This is a genomic window from Endozoicomonas sp. G2_1, assembly GCF_017744155.1.
Taxonomy (GTDB): domain Bacteria; phylum Pseudomonadota; class Gammaproteobacteria; order Enterobacterales; family Alteromonadaceae; genus JAGHQT01.
This window is the reverse complement of sequence record NZ_JAGHQT010000002.1, coordinates 475794-487633: the sequence shown is the minus strand read 5'-3', so window position 1 is coordinate 487633 and position 11840 is coordinate 475794. Positions and strand designations below refer to the sequence as shown.

13 protein-coding genes are annotated in these 11840 nt (G+C 42.2%); 6 read left to right on the top strand and 7 right to left on the bottom strand.

Going from position 1 to position 11840, the window contains the following annotated elements; translation table 11 throughout:
* The first annotated feature begins 234 nt into the window (after positions 1-234).
* Together J7384_RS05220 and J7384_RS05215 are read left to right on the top strand one after the other, a co-directional pair.
* Positions 235-843, top strand: a complete 609-nt coding sequence (locus J7384_RS05220) for a hypothetical protein (RefSeq protein ID WP_209111812.1) — start codon at positions 235-237, stop codon at positions 841-843.
* Positions 844-925: 82 nt separating this feature from the next.
* A complete protein-coding gene (locus tag J7384_RS05215; protein ID WP_209111811.1) occupies positions 926-1957 on the top strand; it encodes a hypothetical protein in 1032 nt (343 codons plus the stop codon).
* Here J7384_RS05215 and J7384_RS05210 read toward each other — a convergent pair.
* The 5 genes from J7384_RS05210 to J7384_RS05190 all read right to left on the bottom strand — a co-directional run bounded on the left by J7384_RS05210 (position 1954) and on the right by J7384_RS05190 (position 5696).
* Complete coding sequence (locus J7384_RS05210; protein WP_209111810.1) at positions 1954-2298, bottom strand: hypothetical protein; 345 nt, start codon at positions 2296-2298, stop codon at positions 1954-1956. The two genes, J7384_RS05215 and J7384_RS05210, sit on opposite strands and share 4 nt — an antisense overlap.
* Before the next feature lie 88 nt (positions 2299-2386).
* Positions 2387-2848, bottom strand: a complete 462-nt coding sequence (locus tag J7384_RS05205; protein WP_209111809.1) for a chemotaxis protein CheX — start codon at positions 2846-2848, stop codon at positions 2387-2389.
* A gap of 421 nt (positions 2849-3269) precedes the next feature.
* Positions 3270-3713, bottom strand: a complete 444-nt coding sequence (gene zur, locus J7384_RS05200) for a zinc uptake transcriptional repressor Zur (protein ID WP_209111808.1) — start codon at positions 3711-3713, stop codon at positions 3270-3272.
* 78 nt (positions 3714-3791) lie between these two features.
* Complete coding sequence (locus J7384_RS05195; RefSeq protein ID WP_348523843.1) at positions 3792-4715, bottom strand: ABC transporter substrate-binding protein; 924 nt, start codon at positions 4713-4715, stop codon at positions 3792-3794.
* Between the two features lie 105 nt (positions 4716-4820).
* Positions 4821-5696: a LysR family transcriptional regulator gene (locus J7384_RS05190; protein ID WP_209111806.1), complete on the bottom strand. Its 876-nt coding sequence runs from the start codon at positions 5694-5696 to the stop codon at positions 4821-4823.
* Positions 5697-5854: 158 nt separating this feature from the next.
* Between J7384_RS05190 and J7384_RS05185 the strand changes: the two genes are divergently transcribed.
* Positions 5855-6985, top strand: a complete 1131-nt coding sequence (locus tag J7384_RS05185; protein WP_209111805.1) for an S-(hydroxymethyl)glutathione dehydrogenase/class III alcohol dehydrogenase — start codon at positions 5855-5857, stop codon at positions 6983-6985.
* Positions 6986-7039: 54 nt separating this feature from the next.
* Complete coding sequence (gene fghA / locus J7384_RS05180; protein ID WP_209111804.1) at positions 7040-7897, top strand: S-formylglutathione hydrolase; 858 nt, start codon at positions 7040-7042, stop codon at positions 7895-7897.
* 45 nt (positions 7898-7942) lie between these two features.
* On the opposite strand, the gene J7384_RS05175 is transcribed toward fghA, so the two are convergent.
* Together J7384_RS05175 and J7384_RS05170 are read right to left on the bottom strand one after the other, a co-directional pair.
* Positions 7943-8401 (bottom strand): hypothetical protein, encoded by a 459-nt coding sequence (locus J7384_RS05175; RefSeq protein ID WP_209111803.1) that lies wholly within the window; start codon positions 8399-8401, stop codon positions 7943-7945.
* A 433-nt stretch (positions 8402-8834) separates the two neighbouring features.
* Positions 8835-9554, bottom strand: a complete 720-nt coding sequence (locus J7384_RS05170) for an SDR family oxidoreductase (RefSeq protein ID WP_209111802.1) — start codon at positions 9552-9554, stop codon at positions 8835-8837.
* Positions 9555-9671: 117 nt separating this feature from the next.
* Between J7384_RS05170 and J7384_RS05165 the strand changes: the two genes are divergently transcribed.
* Together J7384_RS05165 and dusA are read left to right on the top strand one after the other, a co-directional pair.
* A complete protein-coding gene (locus J7384_RS05165) occupies positions 9672-10577 on the top strand; it encodes a LysR family transcriptional regulator (RefSeq protein WP_348523842.1) in 906 nt (301 codons plus the stop codon).
* Between the two features lie 146 nt (positions 10578-10723).
* Complete coding sequence (gene dusA, locus J7384_RS05160) at positions 10724-11716, top strand: tRNA dihydrouridine(20/20a) synthase DusA (RefSeq protein ID WP_209111800.1); 993 nt, start codon at positions 10724-10726, stop codon at positions 11714-11716.
* The last annotated feature ends 124 nt before the right edge of the window (positions 11717-11840 follow it).

The window sequence follows — 11840 nt, the reverse complement described above, 5'->3', positions numbered from 1 at the left end:
TACGGCATCAAGACAAGATGGAGAAACAAGAAGAGAAACGTCAATTACATTTACTAGGATAACCCAGCCCCCTTGTTTAGGGGGCTTACGCAAAGCCACCTTCTTTAGAAGGTGGATTCTTTACTTTCAGTAGTTTACATTTTTCGTTTCAGGAGAATGTTAATAGTGTCGAAAATAACTCGAGATCTTCGTGTATTATAAAAAATTGTTCAATGTTTGATAACGAGGCGTGGTATGAATAAACAACGTTGGAGTTGGCTAATGGAGTCGATGGGGCTAACGGCTTCATTTGACTGTTACGATTCGTTAGTAACAGCCTACTCAGAAAAGCATCGCTACTATCATACTAGTAAGCATATCAATGCTATGCTCAATCACTTTGACAAAGTGAAACACGTGTCAAAAAAGCCTGATGAACTTGAGTTGGCAATATGGTTTCACGATGCTATATATCAGCCTTTTTCCAAAACAAACGAGCTTGATAGTGCTAATTGGGCTAAAAATTTTCTTATCACATCTGGCATTGATTCTCAGATAAGTGAATTGGTTCATAGTTTAGTTATGGCAACAGATCACAGTAGTGATGTTACGACTAACGATGAGAAGCTGATTGTCGATATTGACTTAACAATTTTGGGGGCAGGAGCAAACGTCTACGATCAGTTTGAGCACAATGTTCGTAAAGAATACAAATTGGTGCCATCTTTTGTTTTTAATAAGAAGAGAAAAGAAATTTTGGTATCATTCCTCCAGCAAGATAGCATTTATCGACTCGATTATTTTAAAGATAAATTTGAAGCGACTGCGAGAAAAAATCTTGAACGAACTATTAGTCGTTTGTAATTTTATTTAGGTCATATATCTTCGGCGTTTAAGTTAAGCCAAGTGCCAAGTTACGCGAACAAATAAGCATTAAGGTAAAAAGGTGAATCGATTAAATACAATAACAACAAGCTTAGCGATTAGTTTTGCTTCAACAGCTTTGATAAGCGCCCATGCCATTGCTGACGAGTTATTAGCCATTGATGCTCATGGTATTTCGAGCATTACAGCCACAGAAGACAAAGTTTTGTTTCTCGGGGAAACTGGCCCAAGTGTTTATGTGACTCAGTTTGATGATTTGCAAGCGGCATTTGAACAGGGCAGTGAGCAGGTCTATCAATTGACTGAAGTTACTTTAGTTGGCTTCCCTGAAGATGTCGACGGCGTTTCTTGGGAAGCGATAGCTGTTGATACCTCTGGTAAGCATGTTTGGTTACTTGCAGAAGACAGTGTAAACGGGCGTTACCAGCTTTTTCTAGCTGAGTTAACAAAGGTTGCGACGGGCTATCAGCTAGTAGCTGAGTCAACAGCTAAATGGCAAGGGCAAGGTCGCATTACTGAGCCTAGATTTAGCGCGCGATTGCGTAACGATGGCAAAACCAAGCAAAATTACGATAACTGGAATCACGGCTACGAAGCGTTAGCTCTGCTCGATAGTAACCGTGCTATGGTGTTTCATGAAACTAGCCTTATTGCCCCCGCTTCAATCGATAAGTCGGGCACCAGTGAGCTAGTTACTAGCTTTGAACACAGCTTTCGCTGGAGTGATGTAACTGTTATTCCAGAGTCAAACGGTCAGTGTTTGTTAGGTGTATCATTTTGTTGGCATGGCGATGCGGCTGAATTGTGTCACAGTAGTAAAACACAAAGTGCGTTTCACGTTTTTGGTATTAGTGTCGACGGCAAAAAGGTAACGCTTGATGGCATTTCAAGTAACTTACTCGCCAATTTACCGACAACGAAGTTCAACGCTGAAGGCATTTTTGCCAAAGCGGGCTATGTCTTTATTGCTAATGACAACAGCGCGCCAAAAGACGCCATCAGCTACTTGTATCGAACTGATATCAAATCGTTGAATTTAGCTCAATGGGACAGTGAAGCTTGGTATGAGCAATGTACTGTAAACGCTAATTAGTGTTTGACTAGGTTACCCTGACGGAATACAACGCCTTGGCTTGGGCGCTGATATCCGTCAATTTCTGGGTTGTTAGATAAATAACCGTGAAAGCCGAAAATACTGTATTTTCGGCGAATGTGTTCAGCCCACAAAACCCCTGTAATAAATCCTGCCAGTGCAAATAGGGCAGCTATGTAAGTCAATTCTGCTGGCGAAATGAAATAGAGAAGTACAAGGCTGGCTAGTGTTAATAGTGCCGTCGGTACTAGAACAATCTGTCCATAGAGAACGATAAAAATTAATGTTGCGAGCAAGTAGATGAATAGTTCTAGAGGAGCTGAAACAATTCGCTTAAACACGGCATTTTCCTTAATCGTTTCTTTTTTACAAAAACGCCAGCGATCATTGTGATGCTGGCGCTTTGTGTTTACATAAATCTTTTAATTATTAATCGAAGCTAAACTCGATAAAGGCTTTACCTTCAGCTGAACGCAATGGAATAATTACTACTGGGCCTTCAGCTTTGTGCTGGATGCTATGGCCAGGGCCTGAAACAACCATAGGGGTTGCCATATCAAACTCAAAACCTTTTTCACTGAGTTGACGCTTAGCACCACCAGTTACCATGTTGGTAATTTCACCCACTAAATCAGTAATTTCGTCGTTAACTTCGTCTGGGCCTTCACCAACCATTTTTTTCATGGTGGCAATCGCTAACGATGCTTCAAAAGTGATAGACAAAGAGCCTTTGGCTTGTTCACTAACCATACCAATTAAACCTGATACGTCACCTTTGGCAACTTGTTCTTTTTTTAATTGTGGCTTTTCTGGGGTTAATTCCATTTGCGCCATAGTAGACATGACATTGAGCATGGAAGATAAAAATGGATTAATAAACTCTACGTTCATGAGAAGCTTTCCAAGCCTTAATAAGTTTTATTTCTAAATAACTGGTCAATTTTGCCCGCTCAGCCGCCAAATGTAAATTGTTATCGCAAATAAGTTATTGCACAATTTGCTAAATAATCTTGACGCTTAAATCGACGGTTATTTTGTCTTTGATTAGTAACAGTATTTACCTGACGCGAACAAGTATCAAGCAGTAAATCAGTTTTTCTTGTGATGTTGATCAAAAAATCGACGCCACAGCCTTTTGATTAATAAAAATTTATTTTTTTGTTGTCTGTAATACCGACCTAGATTAGTCAGTTTTTCTTTCTTGAATAAATGAATACTCGTACTGCTAAGAAAGCAGTTAACGGGTGTTGAATTTTTGTGGAATGATTGGATTGCCTCAACAGCCTTTAACACTGCTGAGGTAGGTAACTATTTAAGGGCAGCGTTGGCACTTGCCGTGTGCTTCAACGATTTGGTGGCTAATGTTAAAGCCACTGGCATCAGCCATTGAACGAATAGCTAAGTCTAAGTTTTGTGATTGAATTTCTTCAACATGGCCGCATTGATCACAAATTAACAATTGTACCGGGTGGCTACAATCACTGAAGTGGTGACACATGACAAAGGCATTAATCGACTCAATTTTGTGGACAAAACCTTGTTGGCCAAGAAAGTCTAGCGCGCGGTAAATTGTTGCTGGCTTAGCAGCGGGATCTATGGTTTGTAACTCAGATAACAAATCATAAGCGCCAACCGCGTTACTGTGCTTTGCTAACAACAAGAAAACTTGTTCCCTCACCGGGGTGAATCTAACGCCGCGTTGTTGGCAAACATTTTTTGCTTGTTCAAGCAGTGCTGAAATTTCCATAAAAGACATTGATTAAACTTTTTTGCCAGTCTAACACAAGTTTTTTCAGTTTAGTGAATGAAAATCGCGATATATTGAAAGTCAATTTTACGATTGAGCAATACAGGTATTGGCAAGCCAGTGCTTAATTTCCTTAGCATATGTTGCTTGCCACTTTTGTGCTGCTTGTGACTCAGTTAGGCCGTCGGCAATAACATAGGCAGCAGCTTCGCTGATCATTGTATTGTTGAATTCAAGGTTACCAATAAACTGGTGAACACAAGGTTGGTACTTAGCAAGCCCAGGCCAGGCAGCTTTTTTAATCCAGCCTTGCTTAATATTACCGCAGTCGTGAACATAGTCGGGGTTGATGCCCCAACTTGGCTCTTGTTCACATTGTTTTGTGTGATCAGGAAACTCAACAAATTTGCCATCAATACGGCTATCAGTCCAGTTTGGTGACCAGTTTAACAAGACAATAGCTTGTTGTTGAACAACAGACTTTTTCAATTTTTTGACTAGTGTTAAATCGTCGTCAAACCTTTCAATGGTAAAGTTGAGATTAAGAGCGCGAATGATATCTGCGTCGAGATATTGCCAAGGGCCTGAAAAGTAAGTGCCTTTATTGCCTGTTTTAGCACTAAATAAGCTTGAGCATTGGTTAAGTGCTTGCCAATCAGGTAAGCCTGGACAAAGCTCTTCAACATATAATGGGTACCACCAATCTTCTCTGGAGACTGCTTGGTGTTTGCCAAGATCGACAATGTAACCTTGTTCAAAAAAACGCTGGGTCGCCATCTCCATCGACTGTTGCCAAACTTCTAATTGAAAGTGAATAATGCCTTGTCGCAAAGCGCCCCATTGATCGTTTACGCTGATGTCTTGATAGGTAATGTGGTAGTTATGTTTGGCCAGTGTTTGCCCGATTGCAAGTGACAACACGCGCTGACTAGTCCAGTTGTTTAGGGGAATTGTCAGTGAACGATGGCTTGAGCTTTGAGTAAATGCCGATTGACAAAGTCCAAGTCCCACGATCAAACAAAGTACTCTAAACATAGTGCCCAAGACATAAACTAAAAGTGGCGGTATTTTATTTTAAATAGTTGTCGAAGCAAAGACCGTTGTTGAATTATTACACTAGTTGTTGGCTAGGTTTGTCGTTAAATAATCGATTAAACTTCGCACTTTAGGGGATAAAAATCTGTTTTGTGGATAGACCGCCCAAATGCCCTCAATGGTTTGATTAAACTGACCAAGTACGGGAACGAGTTTGCCCGCTGAGATATAGTCTTGCAGGTAGTAATTTGGCAATTGAATAATACCAATACCTTTTAGCGCAGCATCAACCAGCCCAATACCTGAGTTACAGCGCAGATTCCCACTAACACGTACGCTTTTTTCTTTGCCGTTAACCTCAAACAGCCAGTAGTCTCTAGTACCTAATAAGCAATTGTGTTGATTGAGTTCAGAAAGTGAATGCGGCGTGCCAAAGCGGTTCAGATAATCAGGTGATGCGCAAACGTAATGTTGTCGTGTACCGAGTTTTTTAGCTACTAAGCTTGAGTCGGGTAGCTTGCCTAAACGAATTGCTAAATCACAGCCTTGTTCTATTAAGTCGACGCGCTGATTAGTCAGCTGGCATTCGAGTTCTATTTTGGGCTGTTGGCTTAAAAAGTCATTGAGCAGTGGCAAAATTCTTTGTTCGCCATAAGTCACCGGCGCGGTTAGCTTAATTTTACCTTGCGGCTGACTTTGCCATTGGCTAACTGCTTGCTCGGCGTGGTTGAGGCCGTCTAAAACGTGTCGGCAGTGCTGATAAAACACTTGCCCCTCTTGTGATAACGACACCTGACGAGTGGTGCGGTGCAGTAGTTTAACGCCAAGCCTTTGTTCAAGCGCATTAATTTGCCGACTAACCTGCGCCGTAGAAATAGCCAGATACTTAGCTGCTAGGGTAAAGCTATTGTATTCGGCGACTGCGACAAATTCGGTGATACCTTGCCATTGAAACATAGTAGTGAGTACAGAAATCGTGATGCTAAGACTTTATTATTACCATATGGTAAAAGTGATTTGCAATTTCGAGATATTATCATTAATGCTGAAATAAATATAATGCACTAATCTATGTAATTAATGTTGAAAGACTAAAAGCGTTCAAGGGGAAGACGATGACTGAACAATTTATTAAATCACGAGCAGCTGTAGCATGGGGGCCAAAACAGCCTTTAGTTATTGAAGAAGTCGATGTAATGCTACCGAAAAAGGGCGAGGTACTGATTAAAGTAGTTGCTTCAGGGGTTTGTCACACCGACGCATTTACCTTATCAGGTGAAGATCCTGAAGGTATTTTCCCGTGTATTTTAGGTCATGAAGGCGGTGGTATTGTTGAGCAAGTGGGTGAAGGTGTCACCAGTGTTGCCGTTGGCGATCACGTTATTCCACTTTATACACCTGAGTGTGGTGAGTGTAAGTTTTGTTTGTCGGGTAAAACAAATCTGTGCCAACAAATTCGCGAAACGCAGGGTAAAGGTTTAATGCCTGACGGCACCACGCGTTTTTACAAAGATGGTCAGCCAATTTACCACTATATGGGCTGCTCAACATTTTCTGAGTACACTGTTTTACCTGAAATTTCATTGGCTAAAGTAAACAAGAAAGCGCCACTAGAAGAGGTTTGTTTACTCGGTTGTGGTGTTACTACCGGCATGGGGGCGGTAATGAATACCGCAAAAGTTGAAGAGGGCGCAACCGTTGCCGTATTTGGTTTGGGTGGTATTGGTTTATCTGCTGTGATTGGCGCTACTATGGCCAAAGCAAGCCGAATTATTGCTATTGATATCAATGAGTCTAAATTTGATTTAGCCCGTAAGCTTGGCGCGACAGATTGTATTAACCCGAAAAATTACGACAAGCCAATTCAAGAGGTCATTGTTGAATTAACCGATGGCGGTGTTGATTACTCATTTGAATGTATTGGCAATGTTGATGTTATGCGCTCAGCACTTGAGTGTTGCCATAAAGGTTGGGGTGAGTCTGTCATTATTGGTGTTGCTGGTTCTGGTCAAGAAATTTCAACGAGACCATTTCAGCTAGTCACTGGCCGAGTATGGCGCGGTACCGCTTTTGGTGGCGTAAAAGGCCGCAGTGAATTACCTGACTATGTTGAGCGCTACTTAGATGGCGAATTCAAGTTAGATGACTTTATCACCCACACCATGGGATTAGATAAAATTAACGAGTCATTTGATTTGATGCACAGCGGTGAAAGTATTCGTTCCGTCATTCACTTTGACAAATAGTCATTGTGATAACTACATGTTTCGAGAAATAACCAGTCGAAAAGGGTTCAACTGATGGAATTAGAAAATCTTGCCAGTAATAAAGTGGCAGGCGGGTGGCATAAACAGTATAGCCATCAATCAAACACGGTTAACTGTTCAATGCGCTTCGCGATATTTTTGCCGCCGCAAGCTAACGATAATTATCGCGTGCCAGTGATGTACTGGCTCTCGGGCTTAACCTGCACGGATGAAAATTTTATGCAGAAAGCAGGGGCTTTTAAGCTTGCCGCTGAGCTCGGTATCGCGATTGTCGCGCCTGACACCTCACCGCGTGGTGACGGCGTTGCAGACGATGAAAATGGTGCTTACGATTTAGGACTTGGCGCGGGCTTTTATGTCAATGCGACGCAAGCACCGTGGCAGCAACATTATCAAATGTACGATTACATTGTGCATGAACTGCCTGAATTGATCGAAGCCAACTTTCCGGTCAATCAGCAACGCGTTATTAGTGGTCACTCTATGGGGGGACATGGTGCACTAACCATTGCTCTGCGAAACCCTCAGCGATATCAGTCGGTCACTGCTTTTGCACCAATTAGTAACCCAATGAATTGTCCTTGGGGACAAAAAGCATTTTCGGCTTACTTGGGAGACGATCAAACAAGCTGGCAACAATACGATGCCAGTGTGCTCATGGCAAAAGCAGCAGCTGAATCACAACAGTTGCCGACGTTAGTCAGCCAAGGCGACGGAGATAGCTTTTTAGTTGAGCAGCTTAAACCAGAGAGCTTAGTTGCAGCGGCTGAACAACATGGCTATCCGCTGACCGTTGAAATGTGTGAAGGTTATGACCATAGCTACTATTTTATTAGCAGCTTTATAGAACAACACCTGCGCTTTCACGCTGAGCACTTAACTGAAGTGTAACGGCTTGGCTCGGTAACTAGTATTTTTGGACAGGGATGTCTAGTACTAGAGCGTATTCATAAAGATCGGCATTAACAGTACCAAAGCTAGTAGCACAATATGTGGATAGGCAACTGTAGGTCGACAGGCGTTTTTAACGTATTCAGTAATCAGTTTGCCAGCGCCTGCGCGGTTTTTTAAAAAGTGCTGATTAAACTGACATGGTGCTGTCTCGTTGTTGGCTTCATTTACGTTAGTGTTTGGGGCAAGCGCAACTTCAACTACCAATAACCGTTGTTCAATGCGTTGTTGGAAGGTTTTCCAAATACCGTCTTGTAACCATACTATGCTGATGATCACCAGGCTAATTAGCGTTGGCATTGCTAGTGTAATAGAGAACACAGTAAAGCCAATATTAAACAGCTTAATGACTAGCGAAAACTTTTCGTAACTATCAAATTGAGTTTGCAGTATTTGCCATTCTTGGCTCAAGAGCTCTTTGTTTTGATTAGGGTTATCACTCATTACTATTGTCTCGATAAAAGGCTGTTTGCTGAAAAAATGCCTTAGTAAACCGAGCTTAACGCAATTTGTTTAAGGCGTGTTGACCTTTCAGGATTATTTTTGCAGCAGTCTGTTTGGTTTTTATGCAAGGCGGAGCAGATGTCGTGTAGTTATTCTACATCAATCCTGCGACAACGCCGCAGAAAGGCCAAACAGGCGCTGCCCTTTGGGTTCATCTAAACGCTTCCTGCTCATTGTTGCTCGGTTTTTATATAGAACAACTATACTACAATCCGAGCGTCGCGATCAGAAAGCGTTTAGATTGAACAAAACTTAATCTCGAAAGATTAACACGCCCTCGTTTTTAGAAAAAAAGCAATCAAGTGCCTAGGACGATGACACTTGATTACCGGGGAAGGTTAAACACTAGAATTAGTGTGCTAGCCTAAAGAGGTTAAGGTTGCTGCTTAGTGGCAGCGAGCACGATTTCTCGAATACAAACACTTTGCGGTTGTTGGTAGGCAAAGTTGATGGCGTTAGCAACGTCAACAGGAGCTAATACCGTGCCCATTTGCTCTTTCCACGCTTCGTAACCCGCAATAATTTCTTCTGAAGTTGTATGTGATAGCAACTCAGTTTCAACCGCACCTGGTGCAATGGTGATGACCCGAACATTGGCGTCAGCCACTTCTTCACGAACGTTTTCAGAAATAGCATGAACCGCGAATTTAGTACCACAATAAGCGGCGTGGTTGCCAAAGGTTTTGCGACCGGCAACAGAGCTAATGTTGATAATAGTACCCGTGTTACGCGCTTTCATATCGGTAAGTACGGTTTGCATACCGTTTAATAAACCGAGTACGTTGACGTTGTACATAGTTTGCCACTCGCTGGCGTCTTGAACATCAATTTGTCCAAGCTGCATAACCCCAGCATTGTTAATCAACAAATCAACTGGACCATATTGCTCAGTTGCTTGCTCAATAGCTGCTTTAAATACGTTTTTGTCGGTGACATCTACCTGCGCACAAATTGCGTTAGGTAAATTAAGGGCTTTTAAGCGGTCAAGACGACGAGCAACTAACAGTAATGGATGACCTTGGGCACTGAGTAACTTAGCTGTTTCTTCACCAATACCTGAACTTGCACCTGTAATCACAACGAGCTTTTTCATAAATCACCTTTTAGTTAAGAAATTTTATGATGTTATGGTAAAGCGATTTATTTTGATGATATATAGTGTTTAAATTACATCTTTGTTTACTATTAGTTGACAATTGGGTGGATTATTGTGCTTGCCAAAAATAATATTAATCTCGCCGATGTTAGAACCTTTGTTGTACTTGCCCAAGCGGGCAGTTTTACTAAAGCTGCGGAGGTACTCGGGTGTTCACGCTCCCATATTTCGAAACAGCTGGCGCAGTTAGAAGCTGAACTGGGTGTAAGTTTGTTAGTGCGTACTACCCGTAGCCAGCATTTAACACAACAAGGGCTTCGACTTTTTGAGCAGTGTCAGCAATCACTACATACAATAAATAGCGCCGTTGAAGAAGCGGTTGGCAGCGCTGAGCGCGCAGCTGGAGAAATTCGTATCAACTGTGTAGGTGGAGCGATTGGCGAAGACATTGTCGCTCCTTTGGTAACAGATTTTATGGCGCGCTATCCAGATATTAACGTTGAATTAGACTTTGCCAGTCGTAGAGTTGATTTAGTTGCTGGCGAGTTTGATTTTGTCTTTAGAATGGGGGCATTACAAGACTCAAGTTTGATCGCACGCAAGCTCACCGACTTAACTATTAACACCTATGCTAGTCCTCAATACCTAACGCAATTTGGTCGACCAACGGCACCTAAAGAGTTAACGGAACACCGATGTATTAGCGGCAGCTTACGGCAATGGCGCTTTATCGATAAGCAAACGGGTAGTGAGCAAGATTGCGTTATTAGCAGTGTTTTGACCTGTAAAAACGGTCGAGTGATGTTGTCGGCAGCACTTGCTGGGCAGGGTATTATTCGGGTGCCAGAGCTCTATTGTCGCGAGCATGTTGAACAAGGTTTACTCGAACCCGTATTTGAAGATTGGCAAGTGGCTTCAACGCCTTTTTATTTGGTGTACTTGCAAGACAATTATCAACCCGCCCGTTTGAAGCTGTTTAAAGAATTTGTTGTGAGTGAATTTTCTCGCTATTTAATCTAGTTGCTTTCTTGGGCTTCTTTGCCTTAGCTGCGATAGCACTAATTTTCTTTGTCTGGATTAGCAACAGCGATTATAATTGCACGATTGTGGCTGATATTAGCCACTAACTGGCTACTTTCAACTTAACTGTCTTTAAATTAACCAATATGATTTCTCATAAACTCTCTGTTGCCCCGATGCTCGATTGGACTGATCGCCACTGTCGTTACTTCTACCGTTTAATGTCAGCTAATACTGTGCTTTATACCGAAATGGTGACAACTGGTGCGATTATTTACGGTAAATGGGATTATTTGAAGTTTAATCAAGAGGAACAGCCGGTTGTATTGCAACTTGGTGGTAGTGATGTTGCCGCTATGGTGGAATGCGCTAAAAAAGCCGAACAATACGGCTACGATGAAATTAACATCAACGTTGGCTGTCCGTCTGATCGCGTGCAAAATGGTCGTTTTGGTGCTTGTTTAATGGTTGAGCCTGAGCTAGTTGCTCAGTGCGTTAACCAAATGCAAGCAGCGGTAAAAATTCCGGTGACGGTAAAATCTCGTATTGGCATTGACGACTGTGACAGCTACCAGTTCTTACACGACTTTATTCGCATTGTTGGCGAAGCAGGGTGTCAGCACTTTATTGTTCACGCTCGCAAAGCTTGGCTTTCGGGTTTAAGTCCAAAGCAAAATCGCGAAATTCCACCGCTCGATTACGATCGCGTTTATCAAATCAAACAAGACTTCAGTGATTATCAAATTTCGATTAACGGCGGTATTAAAACTTACGCTGAGTCACTTGAGCATTTAAAGCACATTGATGGTGTGATGATCGGGCGCGAAGTCTATTCTAATCCATATATGTTAGCTAAGGCAGATCAAAACATTTGGCAGGCAGATAAGCCGATCATTTCTCGTCGTGAAGTTGTCGAACAAATGGTGGAATACATTGATCGTCATATTGCCGAAGGTGGCAAGGTTGGTCATGTCGCTCGCCATATGCTTGGCCTATGCAATGGTTTGCCAGGCGCCAAACAATTCAGGCGTTACCTCAGTGAAAACATGGGTAAGGTGGAAGCAACTGGACAGTTGTTGTTAGACGCTTTTGCGCTAGTTGGCGACGCTGCCCCAACAACTGTTGCTCAAGACACTTAAGCTCTTATTATCTCAGTGAAATCAGAGTTGTTAATTTAACCAATAGTTAGTCAGCTCTGCTAACTGTGATGACTAAATGTAACAATGAGGGGAATTTAAAATTTTCCCATAAAAATAAAAACTT

Coding starts and splice junctions, on each gene's coding strand:
- J7384_RS05185 (WP_209111805.1), top strand. CDS start 5,855: ATGACTGAACAATTTATTAAATCACGAGCAGCTGTAGCATGGGGGCCA.
- J7384_RS05175 (WP_209111803.1), bottom strand. CDS start 8,401: ATGAGTGATAACCCTAATCAAAACAAAGAGCTCTTGAGCCAAGAATGG.
- zur (WP_209111808.1), bottom strand. CDS start 3,713: ATGTCTTTTATGGAAATTTCAGCACTGCTTGAACAAGCAAAAAATGTT.
- J7384_RS05190 (WP_209111806.1), bottom strand. CDS start 5,696: ATGTTTCAATGGCAAGGTATCACCGAATTTGTCGCAGTCGCCGAATAC.
- fghA (WP_209111804.1), top strand. CDS start 7,040: ATGGAATTAGAAAATCTTGCCAGTAATAAAGTGGCAGGCGGGTGGCAT.
- J7384_RS05220 (WP_209111812.1), top strand. CDS start 235: ATGAATAAACAACGTTGGAGTTGGCTAATGGAGTCGATGGGGCTAACG.
- J7384_RS05170 (WP_209111802.1), bottom strand. CDS start 9,554: ATGAAAAAGCTCGTTGTGATTACAGGTGCAAGTTCAGGTATTGGTGAA.
- dusA (WP_209111800.1), top strand. CDS start 10,724: ATGATTTCTCATAAACTCTCTGTTGCCCCGATGCTCGATTGGACTGAT.
- J7384_RS05205 (WP_209111809.1), bottom strand. CDS start 2,848: ATGAACGTAGAGTTTATTAATCCATTTTTATCTTCCATGCTCAATGTC.